Below are 16,961 nucleotides of genomic sequence, written 5' to 3' on the forward strand. Positions count from 1 at the left end.
ATGTTGAGGGCCTCATCGCGGGCAAGCCCGGCTCCCACATTGGAATGCATATCCCTGTGGGAGCCGGGCTTGCCCGCGATGGCCGCGCCTCGGTCTACTTGCCGAGCGGGATTTTAGGCGCCCAGGTCAGCCACTCATCCTCAAACTTGTCAAACAACGGGAACGTCTGCTGCGGCCGCGCCGCGTTGCCCATCCGCTCGCCCTCTGGCGTGGCAAAGGCAATACCACCGGCCACCAACGTCTCCAGGGACTCCGTGCGCACCGTCGCACCTTTGAACAAGCCGAAGTCCAAACCGAACCCACTGGTATTCCAGAAGCGGCTGCCACTGCGCACCAGCGGTGCATATTTAGGCTCGATCAGGATATGGACCAACACACGGTCGGCGGTTTGGCCCAGTTCGTAGCCGGTGACTTTACCGACGGTGACTTCACGGTAAGTGACCGGCACGCCTTCCTTCAGCGAACCACGGCGTGCGGCGCTGAGGACCAGGCTCAGACCTTCTTGCTGGTGAACAGCCTCCGGTGGTTTGTCCAACGCGACGAAACTCTTTTGCGGCCCGGCATTTTTCACGGCGGGCTGCACTTCGATGTATTGGCCGGTGACCAAAGTCTCCAGGTTCGCGGTTTTCATCAGGCCCAGCTCAGGCTTGACCACCCAGAACTGGCTGCCGCTGCGTGCGATCCGATCAGCTACTTGGGTGATCCTTGCACTGAGCAGCACCGACTGCATGTCGGCGCTGAGGTCGACGTTCTCGATCTTGCCCACGTCGAGGCCTTTAAAGCGTACTGGCGTGCCGGGGCGCAGGCCGTCGGCGCGATCAACCTTGATGGTCACCAGGGTGCCATGCTGGTTGGCCGCTTCGCGATCGGCAAACAGGCGGAAACGCGGGATACGTTTTTTCAACGGCACATTCTGTTCCGGGGTTTCGAAGGCGATACCGCCAGCCATCAGGCTGGCCAGGGATTCACTCTTCACTTGAATGCCGCCGGTGAGGCCGCCGGTCAAGGTGACGCCGCTGGCGTTCCAGAAACGCGTTGAACCGTTGACGAGGTTTTCGTATTCCTTCTCGATGTGGACGCCGATCACCAGTTGCTTGTTCTTGCGCGAAAACTGGTAGCTCTGCACCGAACCGACCTTGACCTGTTTGTAGAGGATCGGGCTGCCGACATCCAGGGAGCCGAGGTTATCGGTGAACAGCACCATATGCAGGCCGGGGGAGCGCAAATCCAGAGGTGGTGCCTTGGCGCGCGCGACGTACTCACGTTGCGGGGCGCTGCCTTTGTCGCCGGGGCGGATGGCGATGTAGTTACCTTTTACCAACGCCTCCAGGCCGGTGATGCCAGCCAGGGAGATGGACGGCTTGACCACCCAGAACTGGGTGTCTTGCACCAGGTAGTCTTCGGCGAGCGGATCGAGGGTCAGCTCGGCATGGGCGCTGGACAGGTCCGGGTCAATCTTCAGGGTTTTCAGGCTGCCGACCTGGATGCCTTTGTACATGACCGGGGTGCGCCCGGCCTGCAGGCCTTCGAAGTCGGTGAGCTTGACCTTGACTTTGATGCCGGCGGCGGCGGCGTCGAAATCCTCATAAAGACGGAAAGGCAGGCTCGGATCCGTCGGCGGGCTGTCCTTGCGATTTTCAGGGGTGGCGAACGCGATACCGCCGGCGACGATGCTGGACAGCGACTCGCTACGCACTTTTACGCCGGACAGGTTGGCATCGATGCTGATGCCGCTGGCGTTCCAGAAACGCGTGTGTTTGCGCACCAGGCTGGCGTACGTCGGCTCGATATAGACCTTGATCTCGACGGTGCTCTGGTCCTCGGACAGCAGGTAGCTTTTGACCTGGCCAACCTGGATCTGTTTGTAGAACACCGGACTGCCGCGGTTCAAGGAGCCGAGACGATCGGCTTTAAGGGTCAAGTGCAGGCCAGGCTTGGCGTCAGATAACGGTGGCTCTTCGGAGAGCGCCTTGAATTTGCGCGTGGGCTCGCCGTCGCCAGGGCTGGCGGCAATGTAGTTACCCGAGACCAGGGTTTCCAGGCCGGTAATACCGGCGAGGCTGACGCTGGGTTTTACCAGCCAGAAGCGTGTGTTGGTCTTGAGGTATTGCTCGACGTCCTTGTTCATCTCGATGGTGGCGATCACCCCGCGATTGCTGCCTTCGTCATCCAGGGCCAAGGCTTTGACCTTGCCCACCGTCATGCCTTTGTAGACCACTTCGGTTTTGTTGACCTGGATGCCCTCGCCGCTTTCAAAGCGCACCTGGATCTCGAGGCCCTGTTGGGAATAGGCACGCCATCCCAGCCAGCCGCCGATGATCAGTGCAATCAGGGGGAGTACCCAAATGGCCGACCAATTGGAGGCCGGGCGGGTTTTAGCTTTAGGCAAATCACTCATGGTCGTCGTCCGACTCCGTGTTATCCCAAATCAGTCGGGGATCAAAAGTTACTGCGGCAAGCATCGTCAAGATCACCACACTGGCAAACGCTGCAGCACCAAGATTGGCCTCGACGCTGGCAAGTCGCCCAAAGTTAACAACCGCCACCAGGATGGCGATCACGAAGATATCCAGCATGGACCAGCGGCCAATGAATTCGATAAAGCGGTACATGATAATGCGTTGTTGTGCGGACAGCGGTTGATGGCGCTGCACCGAGAACAGCAACAGGCCAATGCCCACCAGCTTGAACGTCGGCACCAGAATGCTGGCGATAAACACCACCGCAGCGATGGGGAACATTCCGTGCTGCACCAGCTGAATCACGCCCGCCATGATAGTACTGGGATCACCCTGGCCAAGAGAGTTGATGGTCATGATTGGCAATAGGTTAGCCGGGATATACAGGATTGCTGCTGTGATCAGCAACGCCCAGGTACGCACAAGGCTGTTGGGGCGACGCGCATGGATCAGCGCACCGCAACGGGTGCACAGCTGCTCATCGGTATCAGCCTCTTGCTTGTTCAGCTCGTGGCATTCGGTACAAATCAGAATGCCTGCATCAATCGCCCGCATGATCATCCTCTCCTGAAAGCGCTTGCCAGATCTGGTGGGGCGACATCACCACCTCCAGCAGTACTTGAACCACCAATAGGCTGACGAAGCAGACAAGCCCCAGGCCAATGGTGATGGAGGCCATGTCCGCGAGCTTGACGATCGCGACCAGCACGCCCATCAGGTAAACCTCCAACATCCCCCAATCCTTCAGGTGATGGTAAATGCGGTAGAGCAACAGGCCATAACTGCGGCCGGTGTTCCAACGGATACTGAGCAACACCGCCAATTGGCAGAGCAGTTTGAGCAGGGGAATGCCCATGCTGCACAGGAACACCACGGCCGCGACGCCTTGCATGCCGGTATCGAACAGACCGACCACGCCGCTCCAAACGGTGTCCTCCGAGGACTGCCCGAGAAGATTGAGCTGCATGATGGGTAAAAAGTTCGCGGGGATGTACAGCAACAGTGCCGCCAGCACCAAAGCGAGGCTTCGCTCAACCACGTTGTGGCGGTGAGCGTAAAGCTCGTAGCCGCAACGTGGACATTGGGCTTTTTCACCGAGGGCAAGTGCGGGTTTGCGCATCAGCAAGTCGCACTCATGGCATGCCACCAGATCCTCCAGTGGTAACTGCGACACCTCGACGGTATCAACCGGATCGGGCATAGATAGGGCTCGAACTCTAAAAAAGGTTAGGTGCCTATTCTAATGGTCTGGTTCAGAAATAACTGTGCAAATTTGTCGGCAGCCTTGGGCAGGTTTGGGTTTTCGACCGCCCAAAACAAAACCCCTGATTGCGTTAGCAATCAGGGGTTTCGGAATTTAATCTTGACGATGACCTACTCTCACATGGGGAAACCCCACACTACCATCGGCGATGCATCGTTTCACTACTGAGTTCGGGATGGGATCAGGTGGTTCCAATGCTCTATGGTCGTCAAGAAATTCGGGTACTGAGTCGTAGCCAGATGGCTTCGCTTCAGCAAATTGGGTATGTGATAGCTTTCGGTGTTTTGTGAGCGTCGAACTTTCGGTTCATCTCGTCTTCACACACCGCAATCTGATGCTCTTTATTAGAGAGTCGACTCAAATTGCTTGGGTGTTATATGGTCAAGCCTCACGGGCAATTAGTATTGGTTAGCTCAACGCCTCACAGCGCTTACACACCCAACCTATCAACGTCGTAGTCTTCGACGGCCCTTCAGGGGACTCAAGGTCCCAGTGAGATCTCATCTTGAGGCTAGTTTCCCGCTTAGATGCTTTCAGCGGTTATCTATTCCGAACATAGCTACCCGGCAATGCCACTGGCGTGACAACCGGAACACCAGAGGTTCGTCCACTCCGGTCCTCTCGTACTAGGAGCAGCCCCTCTCAAATCTCAAACGTCCACGGCAGATAGGGACCGAACTGTCTCACGACGTTCTAAACCCAGCTCGCGTACCACTTTAAATGGCGAACAGCCATACCCTTGGGACCGGCTTCAGCCCCAGGATGTGATGAGCCGACATCGAGGTGCCAAACACCGCCGTCGATATGAACTCTTGGGCGGTATCAGCCTGTTATCCCCGGAGTACCTTTTATCCGTTGAGCGATGGCCCTTCCATACAGAACCACCGGATCACTAAGACCTACTTTCGTACCTGCTCGACGTGTCTGTCTCGCAGTCAAGCGCGCTTTTGCCTTTATACTCTACGACCGATTTCCGACCGGTCTGAGCGCACCTTCGTACTCCTCCGTTACTCTTTAGGAGGAGACCGCCCCAGTCAAACTACCCACCATACACTGTCCTCGATCCGGATAACGGACCTGAGTTAGAACCTCAAAGTTGCCAGGGTGGTATTTCAAGGTTGGCTCCACGCAGACTGGCGTCCACGCTTCAAAGCCTCCCACCTATCCTACACAAGCAAATTCAAAGTCCAGTGCAAAGCTATAGTAAAGGTTCACGGGGTCTTTCCGTCTAGCCGCGGATACACTGCATCTTCACAGCGATTTCAATTTCACTGAGTCTCGGGTGGAGACAGCGCCGCCATCGTTACGCCATTCGTGCAGGTCGGAACTTACCCGACAAGGAATTTCGCTACCTTAGGACCGTTATAGTTACGGCCGCCGTTTACCGGGGCTTCGATCAAGAGCTTCGCGTTAGCTAACCCCATCAATTAACCTTCCGGCACCGGGCAGGCGTCACACCCTATACGTCCACTTTCGTGTTTGCAGAGTGCTGTGTTTTTAATAAACAGTCGCAGCGGCCTGGTATCTTCGACCGGCATGAGCTTACGGAGCAAGTCCTTCACCCTCACCGGCGCACCTTCTCCCGAAGTTACGGTGCCATTTTGCCTAGTTCCTTCACCCGAGTTCTCTCAAGCGCCTTGGTATTCTCTACCCAACCACCTGTGTCGGTTTGGGGTACGGTTCCTGGTTACCTGAAGCTTAGAAGCTTTTCTTGGAAGCATGGCATCAACCACTTCGTTAACTAAAAGTTAACTCGTCATCAGCTCTCGGCCTTAAGATCCCGGATTTACCTAAGATCTCAGCCTACCACCTTAAACTTGGACAACCAACGCCAAGCTGGCCTAGCCTTCTCCGTCCCTCCATCGCAATAACCAGAAGTACAGGAATATTAACCTGTTTTCCATCGACTACGCTTTTCAGCCTCGCCTTAGGGACCGACTAACCCTGCGTCGATTAACGTTGCGCAGGAAACCTTGGTCTTTCGGCGTGGGTGTTTTTCACACCCATTGTCGTTACTCATGTCAGCATTCGCACTTCTGATACCTCCAGCAAGCTTCTCAACTCACCTTCACAGGCTTACAGAACGCTCCTCTACCGCATCACTTACGTGATACCCGTAGCTTCGGTGTATGGTTTGAGCCCCGTTACATCTTCCGCGCAGGCCGACTCGACTAGTGAGCTATTACGCTTTCTTTAAAGGGTGGCTGCTTCTAAGCCAACCTCCTAGCTGTCTAAGCCTTCCCACATCGTTTCCCACTTAACCATAACTTTGGGACCTTAGCTGACGGTCTGGGTTGTTTCCCTTTTCACGACGGACGTTAGCACCCGCCGTGTGTCTCCCATGCTCGGCACTTGTAGGTATTCGGAGTTTGCATCGGTTTGGTAAGTCGGGATGACCCCCTAGCCGAAACAGTGCTCTACCCCCTACAGTGATACATGAGGCGCTACCTAAATAGCTTTCGAGGAGAACCAGCTATCTCCGAGCTTGATTAGCCTTTCACTCCGATCCACAGGTCATCCGCTAACTTTTCAACGGTAGTCGGTTCGGTCCTCCAGTTAGTGTTACCCAACCTTCAACCTGCCCATGGATAGATCGCCCGGTTTCGGGTCTATTCCCAGCGACTAGACGCCCTATTAAGACTCGCTTTCGCTACGCCTCCCCTATTCGGTTAAGCTCGCCACTGAAAATAAGTCGCTGACCCATTATACAAAAGGTACGCAGTCACCCAACAAAGTGGGCTCCCACTGCTTGTACGCATACGGTTTCAGGATCTATTTCACTCCCCTCTCCGGGGTTCTTTTCGCCTTTCCCTCACGGTACTAGTTCACTATCGGTCAGTCAGTAGTATTTAGCCTTGGAGGATGGTCCCCCCATATTCAGACAAAGTTTCTCGTGCTCCGTCCTACTCGATTTCATGACTAAGAGATTTTCGCGTACAGGGCTATCACCCACTATGGCCGCACTTTCCAGAGCGTTCCGCTAATCTCAAAGCCACTTAAGGGCTAGTCCCCGTTCGCTCGCCACTACTAAGGGAATCTCGGTTGATTTCTTTTCCTCAGGGTACTTAGATGTTTCAGTTCCCCTGGTTCGCCTCTTACGCCTATGTATTCAGCGTAAGATAACCATCTTATGATGGCTGGGTTCCCCCATTCAGACATCTCCGGATCAAAGTCTGTTTGCCGACTCCCCGAAGCTTTTCGCAGGCTACCACGTCTTTCATCGCCTCTGACTGCCAAGGCATCCACCGTATGCGCTTCTTCACTTGACCATATAACCCCAAGCAATCTGGTTATACTGTGAAGACAACATTCGCCGAAAATTCGAATTTCTCAATTAAGAGAACTCACAAATTTTACCTTAGCCTGATCCGTTACCAGTGAAAGTAACGTTCAGTCTATCTTTCTATCACATACCCAAATTTTTAAAGAACGATCTAATCAAAGACTAGAAATCAACATTCATCATCAACCTGATGGAATGCTCATTTCTAAGCTTTCATAACGTAGAAGCAGTAGTGGTGGAGCCAAACGGGATCGAACCGTTGACCTCCTGCGTGCAAGGCAGGCGCTCTCCCAGCTGAGCTATGGCCCCGTATTTCTACAGGCGTTTCCCACACAAAATTGGTGGGTCTGGGCAGATTCGAACTGCCGACCTCACCCTTATCAGGGGTGCGCTCTAACCAACTGAGCTACAGACCCAATTTCGAGCGTCACTGATTAGCTAAGAGCTATCAGCTTGGAGCTTAAAGCTGCTTCTATCGTCTTCTTCAATGAATCAAGCAATTCGTGTGGGAACTTATGGAGCAGCTGATGTCGTCGATTAAGGAGGTGATCCAGCCGCAGGTTCCCCTACGGCTACCTTGTTACGACTTCACCCCAGTCATGAATCACACCGTGGTAACCGTCCTCCCGAAGGTTAGACTAGCTACTTCTGGTGCAACCCACTCCCATGGTGTGACGGGCGGTGTGTACAAGGCCCGGGAACGTATTCACCGCGACATTCTGATTCGCGATTACTAGCGATTCCGACTTCACGCAGTCGAGTTGCAGACTGCGATCCGGACTACGATCGGTTTTGTGGGATTAGCTCCACCTCGCGGCTTGGCAACCCTCTGTACCGACCATTGTAGCACGTGTGTAGCCCAGGCCGTAAGGGCCATGATGACTTGACGTCATCCCCACCTTCCTCCGGTTTGTCACCGGCAGTCTCCTTAGAGTGCCCACCATAACGTGCTGGTAACTAAGGACAAGGGTTGCGCTCGTTACGGGACTTAACCCAACATCTCACGACACGAGCTGACGACAGCCATGCAGCACCTGTCTCAATGTTCCCGAAGGCACCAATCTATCTCTAGAAAGTTCATTGGATGTCAAGGCCTGGTAAGGTTCTTCGCGTTGCTTCGAATTAAACCACATGCTCCACCGCTTGTGCGGGCCCCCGTCAATTCATTTGAGTTTTAACCTTGCGGCCGTACTCCCCAGGCGGTCAACTTAATGCGTTAGCTGCGCCACTAAAAGCTCAAGGCTTCCAACGGCTAGTTGACATCGTTTACGGCGTGGACTACCAGGGTATCTAATCCTGTTTGCTCCCCACGCTTTCGCACCTCAGTGTCAGTATTAGTCCAGGTGGTCGCCTTCGCCACTGGTGTTCCTTCCTATATCTACGCATTTCACCGCTACACAGGAAATTCCACCACCCTCTACCATACTCTAGTCAGTCAGTTTTGAATGCAGTTCCCAGGTTGAGCCCGGGGATTTCACATCCAACTTAACAAACCACCTACGCGCGCTTTACGCCCAGTAATTCCGATTAACGCTTGCACCCTCTGTATTACCGCGGCTGCTGGCACAGAGTTAGCCGGTGCTTATTCTGTCGGTAACGTCAAAACACTAACGTATTAGGTTAATGCCCTTCCTCCCAACTTAAAGTGCTTTACAATCCGAAGACCTTCTTCACACACGCGGCATGGCTGGATCAGGCTTTCGCCCATTGTCCAATATTCCCCACTGCTGCCTCCCGTAGGAGTCTGGACCGTGTCTCAGTTCCAGTGTGACTGATCATCCTCTCAGACCAGTTACGGATCGTCGCCTTGGTGAGCCATTACCTCACCAACTAGCTAATCCGACCTAGGCTCATCTGATAGCGCAAGGCCCGAAGGTCCCCTGCTTTCTCCCGTAGGACGTATGCGGTATTAGCGTCCGTTTCCGAACGTTATCCCCCACTACCAGGCAGATTCCTAGGCTTTACTCACCCGTCCGCCGCTCTCAAGAGAAGCAAGCTTCTCTCTACCGCTCGACTTGCATGTGTTAGGCCTGCCGCCAGCGTTCAATCTGAGCCATGATCAAACTCTTCAGTTCAAACATCTTTGGGTTTTTAAGAAACCCTAAACTTGGCTCAGCAATCGTTGGTTACATCTTTGATTTCTCGCGGAGTAACTTGTGATGCTGATAATCTTGTTGACTATCAGTCTGACTCCACAAGCACCCACACGAATTGCTTGATTCAGTTGTTAAAGAGCGGTTGGTTAAGATCTTTCGTCTCAACCGAGGCGCGCATTCTACAGCAGCCTCATTTGCTGTCAAGTGGTTATTTTCAGAAGTTTTCGAAGAATTCTTCAACAACTTCAACCACTTGCGCTTACGATCTCTCGTTAGCGGGAGGCGAATTCTACAGCGTTACACGCTGCTGTCAACACCTCTTTTTCAACTTCCTTTTGACTTCGATGAACTGAAGCAACTTGCTGCCGAAAACTTCATAACTCTTTGTTTACCAAGGAGTTTTACGTTTCGACTGCGCCGGAAGTGGGGCGAATTATAGACAGATATAAAATGCCGTCAATCCCTTTCGTTCACATTTCTGTCATATCGGTCAAAAAGGCCGCGAAAGCACAAAAGCCGGCCCCATGGGGCCGGCTTTCACCTGCAGCGCCTTAAAGACTCGGGAAGGCGAATTGCGACGCTTCATGGCTGGCCCGTTGCGGCCAACGCTGGGTAATCGCCTTGCGACGGGTATAGAAACGCACCCCATCCGGCCCATAGGCGTGCAAGTCGCCAAACAGCGAACGCTTCCAGCCGCCAAAGCTGTGGTAGGCCACCGGCACCGGCAGTGGCACGTTCACACCGACCATACCCACTTCGATCTCATCACAGAACAGCCGCGCCGCTTCACCGTCACGGGTAAAGATGCAGGTGCCGTTGCCATACTCATGATCGTTGATCAGTTGCATCGCCGCTTCCAGGCTATCCACTCGCACCACGCACAGCACCGGCCCGAAGATCTCTTCCTTATAGATGCGCATCTCAGGCGTCACGCGATCAAACAGGCTGCCGCCCAGGAAGAAGCCCTCTTCATGCCCGGCAACACTTAAACCACGACCGTCGACCACCAGCTTGGCGCCCGCCGACACACCGTCTTCTATATAGCCACTGACCTTGTCCCGCGCCTGGCCCGTCACCAACGGCCCCATATCCAGGCCGCAAGTGGTGCCCGCACCAATCTTGAGTGCCTTGACCTGCGGCACCAACTTGGCGATCAACGCATCCGCCACCTGGTCACCGACGCACACGGCCACCGAAATCGCCATGCAACGCTCACCGCAGGAACCGTACGCCGCGCCCATCAAAGCGCTGACCGCGTTATCCAGGTCCGCATCCGGCATCAGCACCGCATGGTTCTTTGCCCCGCCCAGCGCCTGCACGCGTTTGCCGCGCTTGGTCGCTTCGGAATAGATGTACTCGGCAATCGGCGTCGACCCCACAAAACTCAGGGCTTTGACTTCCGGTGCTTCAATCAGCGCATCCACTGCGCCCTTGTCCCCGTGCACCACGCTCAGCACGCCTTTAGGCAGACCGGCTTCCTGTAGCAGCTGCGCAATCAGCAGCGTGGAGCTTGGATCACGCTCCGATGGTTTCAGGATGAAACAGTTACCGCACACGATCGCCAGCGGGTACATCCACAGCGGCACCATCGCCGGGAAGTTGAACGGAGTAATACCCGCCACCACACCCAGCGGCTGGAAGTCCGACCACGCATCAATGTTGGGCCCCACGTTACGGCTGTACTCGCCCTTGAGAATCTCCGGCGCGGAGCATGCGTATTCAACGTTCTCGATGCCGCGCTTCAATTCACCCGCGGCGTCCTCCAGGGTCTTGCCATGCTCCTCGCTGATCAACTGCGAGATACGCGCTTCGTTCTGCTCCAGCAATTGCTTGAAACGAAACATCACCTGGGCACGCTTGGCTGGCGGCGTATTGCGCCAGGCCGGGAACGCTGCCTTGGCCGAGTCGATCGCCTGTTGAATGGTTTCACGGCTGGCCAATGGCACCTGGTGAATCACCTGGCCGGTGGACGGGTTGTACACGTCGGCACTACGGCCGCTGTCATTGACCAACTCACCGTTGATCAAATGCTGGATAAGGCTCATGCAGGGCTCCTGAAAAGTTGTTCTATATAGAAGGAGAAATCAGTCGATCTTGTTCAGCACTTCGCCGACCGCGTCGAACAGGCGATCCAGGTCCTGCGGCTTGCTGTTGAAGGTAGGCCCGAACTGCAGGGTGTCACCGCCAAAGCGCACGTAGAAACCGGCTTTCCACAAGGCCATGCCGGCCTCGAATGGACGCACGATAGCGTCACCGTCGCGCGGGGCAATCTGGATCGCGCCGGCCAGGCCGTAGTTACGGATGTCGATCACATTCTTGCTGCCCTTCAACCCGTGCAGCGCATTCTCAAAGTGCGGGGCGACTTCGGCTACGCTCTGCACCAGGTTTTCCTTCTGCAACAGGTCCAATGCCGCCAAGCCAGCCGCGCAAGCCACCGGGTGCGCCGAGTAGGTGTAACCGTGGGGGAATTCCACCGCGTATTCCGGCGTCGCCTGGTTCATGAAAGTCTGATAGATCTCGCTGCTGGCAATCACCGCGCCCATCGGGATCGCGCCGTTGGTAACTTGCTTGGCGATGCACATCAGGTCCGGGGTCACACCAAAGCTGTCGGCGCCGAACATCGAGCCGGTACGGCCGAAACCGGTGATCACTTCATCGAACACCAACAGAATGTTGTGTTGGTCGCAGATCTCACGCAGACGCTTGAGATAACCCTGTGGCGGCACCAGCACACCCGCGGAACCGGCCATCGGTTCAACAAACACCGCCGCGATGTTCGACGCGTCGTGCAACTCGATCAGCTTGAGCAGCTCATCGGCCAAGGCGATACCGCCCTGCTCCGGCATGCCACGGGAGAACGCATTGCTCGCCAGCAACGTGTGCGGCAGATGGTCAACGTCCATCAGGCCCTGACCAAAGAGCTTACGGTTGCCGTTCACACCACCCAAGCTGGTCCCGGCAATGTTCACACCGTGATAGCCACGAGCGCGGCCGATCATCTTGGTCTTGGTGGCCTGGCCTTTCAGGCGCCAGTAGGCACGCACCATCTTCACTGCGGTATCGGCGCACTCAGAGCCGGAGTCGGTGAAGAACACGTGGTTCAGATTGCCAGGGGTCAGGTCGGTGATCTTTTCCGCCAGCTGGAAGGACAACGGATGACCGTATTGGAAGCCCGGGGAGTAGTCCAGGGTGCCCAATTGCTTGGAGACGGCTTCTTGAATCTCCTTACGGGTGTGCCCGGCGCCACAGGTCCACAGGCCCGACAACGAGTCGTACACCCGACGGCCCTTGTCATCAATCAACCAGCTGCCTTCAGCGCCGACGATCAGGCGCGGGTCGCGCTGGAAGTTGCGGTTGGCCGTGTAAGGCATCCAGTGCGCATCCAACTTCAATTGGCTGGCCAGGGACGATGGGGCGTTTTCGGGCATGTTCATCAGCAAAACCTCGCAGGGCAAAAGGCAGCGTCGGGATTGAAAAGCGTTGTTGCAGCTAAATTGCCATGGCGATAAAGTCGGTGAAATCCAACTCTTCTAACCTTCAGTCAGGCCTTCACTAAACTATGAGCAGCCGTCGACCCGATCCCCTGGCCCAAGTCAGCGACTTCGATATCCGCCTTCTGCGTATCTTTCGCAGCGTGGTGGAATGCGGTGGTTTCTCGGCGGCAGAAACCGTGCTCGGCATTGGCCGCTCGGCCATCAGCCAGCAAATGAGCGACCTGGAGCAACGCCTTGGATTGCGCCTGTGCCAGCGCGGGCGTGCCGGTTTCTCGCTGACTGAAGAAGGCCGCGAGGTCTACCAATCGGCCTTGCAGCTATTAAGTGCGCTGGAAAGCTTTCGCACCGAGGTCAACGGACTGCACCAGCACTTGCGCGGCGAACTGATCATCGGCCTCACCGACAACCTGGTCACCCTGCCCCACATGCGTATCACCCACGCCTTGGCGCAATTGAAGGAGCGCGGCCCGGACGTGCAGATCCAGATCCGCATGATCGCCCCGAATGAAGTGGAACAAGGTGTACTCGATGGCCGCCTGCATGTCGGCGTAGTGCCCCAAGCGAGTGCCTTGTCGGGCCTGGAATACCAACCCCTGTACAGCGAACGCTCGTTACTCTACTGCGCGGTCGGCCACCCGTTGTTTTACGCGGAAGACAAGCAACTGGACGACCCGCGTATCGACAGCCAGGACGCCATCGCCCCGACCTTCCGCTTGCCCGCCGAAATCCAGGCCCATTACCAGGCACTCAATTGCACCGCCAGCGCCTCGGACCGCGAAGGCATGGCATTCCTGATCCTCACCGGCCGCTATATCGGCTACCTGCCCGACCACTACGCCAGCCTGTGGGTACAACAAGGCCGACTGCGCGCGCTGAAACCGGCTACACGTTTTTACGATTTGAGCCTCGCATCGGTCACGCGCAAGGGCCGCCGCCCTCATTTGGTGCTGGAAAGCTTTCTCGAGAGCCTGGCGGCAACGCGCTAACTCGGGCCTCTCGTTAAAAGCTGAGCAACTGGACAGCTTTTTGCAAGGGAGCCAGGACCTTGAACCGTCCGCCCTGAGTTTGCCCGCCATGCCACCAGAAACCTTGAGCCCCAACGACCTGATCTACGGCCTGAACGACCGCCCGAAGCCACTGCCCGCGCTACTGGCAGCCTTGCAACATGTGCTGGCGGCCTTCGTCGGCATCATCACGCCGCCGCTGATCATCGGCTCTACTTTAGGGCTTACCGCCCACCTGCCCTACCTGATCAGCATGGCGTTGATGGTGTCCGGCGTGGGCACGTTCATTCAGGCACGCAGGCCATTTGGTATCGGCGCCGGGATGATCTGCCTGCAAGGCACCAGCTTTGCGTTTCTCGGTGCGGTGTTGTCAGCAGGCTTTCTGGTGAAGCAACGCGGCGGCAGCCCGGAAGACATCATGGCGATGGTCTTCGGCGTGTGCTTTTTCGGCGCGGCGGTGCAGATCGTGTTGAGCCGTTTCATCGGGCAATTGCGCCGTGTGATCACGCCCCTGGTCACCGGCATCGTCATTACCTTGATCGGCATCAGCCTGATCAAAGTCGGGATCACCGACCTGGGCGGCGGTTTCAACGCGCCCGACTTCGGCGCGCCGACCAACCTGGCCTTGGGGCTGTTCGTCGTATTGACGATCATCTTGCTCAACCGCTCGAACACGCCGTGGGTGCGCCTCTCGGCAATCATCATCGGCCTGGCCCTCGGCAGCCTGGCCGCGTGGTTCAGCGGCAAGCTGGTGCCCCAAGCATTGCCCGACTTGCCATTGATCAGCGTACCGATGCCATTTCGCTTTGGTTTCAACTTCGACTGGAGCGCCTTCCTGCCCATCGCGCTGATTTATCTGATCAGCAGTATCGAAACCGTTGGCGACCTCACCGCCAACTGCATGATCGCCCGCCAGCCCATCAGCGGCCCTTCTTATATAAGCCGGCTTAAAGGCGGCGTGTTGGGTGATGGCGTCAGTTGCATGATCGCCGCCACCTTCAGCGCATTCCCCAATACCACGTTTGCGCAGAACAACGGCGTGATCCAACTCACCGGCGTGGCCAGCCGTTACATCGGCTTATACATTGGCGGGCTGCTGTTCTGTCTCGGCTTGTTTCCGCTGATCGGCGCGGTGCTGCAGCAAATCCCCAAACCGGTTTTGGGCGGCGCAACCCTGGTGATGTTCGGCAGCGTGGCCGCCGCCGGCGTGCGCATTCTGGCCCAGGCGCCGCTGGACCGACGCAGCATGCTGATCATCGCCACCTCCTTTGGCGTTGGCCTGGGCATCGCCGCCCAACCTGAGTTGCTGCACTTGATGCCGCCTCTGGTGCAAAACCTGTTCGACTCGGCCATCACCAGCGGCGGCCTGACGGCCATCCTGTTGTGCCTGTTATTGCCCGAGGCCAAAGCGGCTGCGGTTGGCGCAAACCACGCGCCGGAAAGCGACACACTGGAACCGCTTTGACGGTTTTATTGCATCGGGACTTGTCTGAGGCTTGAGGGTGGGTTATCTGTGCACACGTCGTCTCTATCGATCAGCACGGAAACCTCCATGAGCCTCGAAGTTCCTGCCCACAGCAACCACGCCGGTAAACCTGCCAGCCGTATTCGGCAAAAGAATGAACAAGCGATTCTCCAGGCGGCTGAAGACGAATTCGCGCGCCATGGCTACAAAGGCACCAGCATGAACACCATTGCCTCGAGTGCCGGGCTGCCCAAGGCCAACCTGCATTATTACTTCACCAACAAACTCGGCCTGTACATTGCGGTACTGAGTAATATCCTCGAACTGTGGGACAGCACCTTCAACGCGCTGACCGCCGAGGACGACCCTGCCGTGGCGCTGACACGCTACATCCGCACCAAGATGGAATTCTCCCGACGCCACCCGCAAGCCTCGCGGATCTTCGCCATGGAGATCATCAGCGGCGGCGAATGCCTGACCGAATATTTCAGCCAGGACTACCGCGCCTGGTTCAGTGGCCGCGCAGCGGTGTTCCAGGCGTGGATCGAAGCCGGCAAGATGGACCCCATCGACCCCGTTCACCTGATTTTCCTGCTGTGGGGCAGCACCCAGCATTATGCCGACTTCGCCACCCAGATCTGTCGCGTCACCGGTCGCACCAAGCTGACCAAGCAGGACATGGAAGACGCCGGCACCAACCTGATCCATATCATCCTCAAAGGCTGCGGCATCAAGCCGACCCTATAAACGAAGCGACTTATGCCTTTCACGCTGACCGGCCTTTGCGAATTTCGTGAAGAAATACGCAAAAGCCGCTTTATCACCTTGGCCGCGCCGATCACCAGCGCGCAAGACGCCCAGGCGTTTTTCGAGCAGCACAGCGACCTTAACGCCACGCACAACTGCTGGGCCTGGACGCTCGCCGACCAGTACCGCAGCAACGACGATGGCGAGCCCGGCGGCACGGCCGGGCGGCCGATCCTGGCCGCCATTGAAGCCCAAGGCTTTGATCAGGTCGCCGTGCTGGTGATTCGCTGGTACGGCGGTATCCAGCTGGGCACCGGCGGGCTGGCCCGTGCCTACGGCGGCGGCGCCAACAAATGCCTGCAGAATGCCGAACGCATCGAGCTGATCAGCCGCGTGCCACTCAGTTGTGCCTGCAGTTTCTCGGAATTGAACCTGGTGAAACTGCGCGTGGCCGAACTGGGCGGGCTGGTGGTGGAAGAAACCTTCACCGCCAATGGCGTCGAGCTACAGCTCGCACTCGGCGAGGCGCACATCGACACGCTGCAAACCCAGCTCGCCGACCTCAGCCGTGGGCGCATCCTGCTCGAACGCTGAAACTGCCCACATCTACTGTGCACCTGCCTGTGGATAACCTGAGCACACCCGCCTGTAACCCTTCTGTCATAAGGGCTTACGGGCGCCGATCATTTTTTGATCAGTATTCACCGGCACTATTTGCGCAACGCCCCACAGCACTTCCAGCAGCAGAATTATCCACAGCACCGACGTGGCGCCGTGCATCAGCGCGTACAGCTGCCAGGTCGCAAACAGCCCACGGCCGGCCGCGTCATACCGCCCGAATTGGCGTTGAGGGTCGCGAATACGCAGCACTGCCCACACGCACACAATCGAACCGAGCAGGTTGGCCATCAGCACATGCGCAGGCAGAAACGGCGGTAGCTCGCCCGGCAGGTTCAAGCCCTGCAACAGGCCGTGCACGAATGCAAAACTCCACGGCGTGACAAACGCCGCGGTGATGATCAAGTCATACCAGGCGCTGGCCCGCACCAGGGTTCGGTAGTGTTTTTGTGTCCACATAGTAGCAAGCTCCTTCAATTCAAGAAGCCAGCAGGCTAAAGCCTGGAGTATGCTCCAGGGTCAAGCCCTCTC

10 protein-coding genes, 2 tRNA genes and 3 rRNA genes are annotated in these 16,961 nt (G+C 56.7%); 4 read left to right on the top strand and 11 right to left on the bottom strand.

Translation table 11 applies throughout. The features are described from left to right. Nucleotides 1–94 precede the first annotated feature (94 nt). From QF043_RS25265 to QF043_RS25310, 10 genes are all read right to left on the bottom strand, one after another. Entirely contained in the window at nucleotides 95–2,398 is a 2,304-nt protein-coding gene (locus QF043_RS25265) for a PqiB family protein (RefSeq protein ID WP_065929715.1), read from the bottom strand. Further along, entirely contained in the window at nucleotides 2,391–3,014 is a 624-nt protein-coding gene (locus QF043_RS25270) for a paraquat-inducible protein A (RefSeq protein ID WP_017134539.1), read from the bottom strand. Before QF043_RS25270 ends, QF043_RS25265 begins: the two co-directional genes overlap by 8 nt. Then, nucleotides 3,001–3,660, bottom strand: a complete 660-nt coding sequence (locus tag QF043_RS25275) for a paraquat-inducible protein A (protein ID WP_307420593.1) — start codon at nucleotides 3,658–3,660, stop codon at nucleotides 3,001–3,003. The genes QF043_RS25270 and QF043_RS25275 overlap by 14 nt, the downstream gene beginning before the upstream one ends. A gap of 160 nt (nucleotides 3,661–3,820) precedes the next feature. Continuing rightward, nucleotides 3,821–3,936 (bottom strand): 5S ribosomal RNA (gene rrf / locus QF043_RS25280). Between the two features lie 164 nt (nucleotides 3,937–4,100). After that, nucleotides 4,101–6,992, bottom strand: a 23S ribosomal RNA gene (locus QF043_RS25285). Between the two features lie 247 nt (nucleotides 6,993–7,239). Next, nucleotides 7,240–7,315, bottom strand: a tRNA-Ala gene (locus tag QF043_RS25290). Between the two features lie 30 nt (nucleotides 7,316–7,345). Beyond that, nucleotides 7,346–7,422, bottom strand: a tRNA-Ile gene (locus tag QF043_RS25295). A gap of 122 nt (nucleotides 7,423–7,544) precedes the next feature. Beyond that, nucleotides 7,545–9,081, bottom strand: a 16S ribosomal RNA gene (locus QF043_RS25300). Together the 16S, 23S and 5S rRNA genes with 2 tRNA genes alongside form the textbook arrangement of a ribosomal RNA operon. 572 nt (nucleotides 9,082–9,653) lie before the next feature. After that, nucleotides 9,654–11,147, bottom strand: coding sequence for a CoA-acylating methylmalonate-semialdehyde dehydrogenase (locus QF043_RS25305; protein WP_058419410.1), 1,494 nt, complete (start codon nucleotides 11,145–11,147; stop codon nucleotides 9,654–9,656). Nucleotides 11,148–11,186: 39 nt separating this feature from the next. After that, a complete protein-coding gene (locus QF043_RS25310) occupies nucleotides 11,187–12,536 on the bottom strand; it encodes an aspartate aminotransferase family protein (RefSeq protein WP_058419411.1) in 1,350 nt (449 codons plus the stop codon). 125 nt (nucleotides 12,537–12,661) lie between these two features. On the opposite strand from QF043_RS25310, the gene QF043_RS25315 reads away from it, so the two are divergent. The 4 genes from QF043_RS25315 (at nucleotide 12,662) to QF043_RS25330 (ending at nucleotide 16,406) form a co-directional block, all read left to right on the top strand. Next, the gene (locus tag QF043_RS25315; protein ID WP_056860412.1) at nucleotides 12,662–13,582 is read left to right on the top strand and encodes a LysR family transcriptional regulator; all 921 of its coding nucleotides are present in this window, start codon (nucleotides 12,662–12,664) and stop codon (nucleotides 13,580–13,582) included. Nucleotides 13,583–13,670: 88 nt separating this feature from the next. Next, on the top strand, nucleotides 13,671–15,065 hold the full coding sequence (locus QF043_RS25320) for a uracil-xanthine permease family protein (RefSeq protein ID WP_307420594.1): 1,395 nt from the start codon (nucleotides 13,671–13,673) through the stop codon (nucleotides 15,063–15,065). An 87-nt stretch (nucleotides 15,066–15,152) separates the two neighbouring features. Further along, nucleotides 15,153–15,812 (top strand): TetR/AcrR family transcriptional regulator, encoded by a 660-nt coding sequence (locus tag QF043_RS25325; RefSeq protein ID WP_056860413.1) that lies wholly within the window; start codon nucleotides 15,153–15,155, stop codon nucleotides 15,810–15,812. A gap of 12 nt (nucleotides 15,813–15,824) precedes the next feature. Then, nucleotides 15,825–16,406: a YigZ family protein gene (locus QF043_RS25330; RefSeq protein WP_307420595.1), complete on the top strand. Its 582-nt coding sequence runs from the start codon at nucleotides 15,825–15,827 to the stop codon at nucleotides 16,404–16,406. A 66-nt stretch (nucleotides 16,407–16,472) separates the two neighbouring features. Here the strand turns inward: QF043_RS25330 and QF043_RS25335 are convergent, their stop codons facing one another. Further along, entirely contained in the window at nucleotides 16,473–16,889 is a 417-nt protein-coding gene (locus QF043_RS25335) for a hypothetical protein (protein ID WP_307420596.1), read from the bottom strand. Between the last annotated feature and the right edge of the window lie 72 nt (nucleotides 16,890–16,961).

It is taken from the genome of Pseudomonas sp. W3I7, assembly GCF_030816095.1.
Lineage (GTDB): Bacteria > Pseudomonadota > Gammaproteobacteria > Pseudomonadales > Pseudomonadaceae > Aquipseudomonas > Aquipseudomonas salomonii.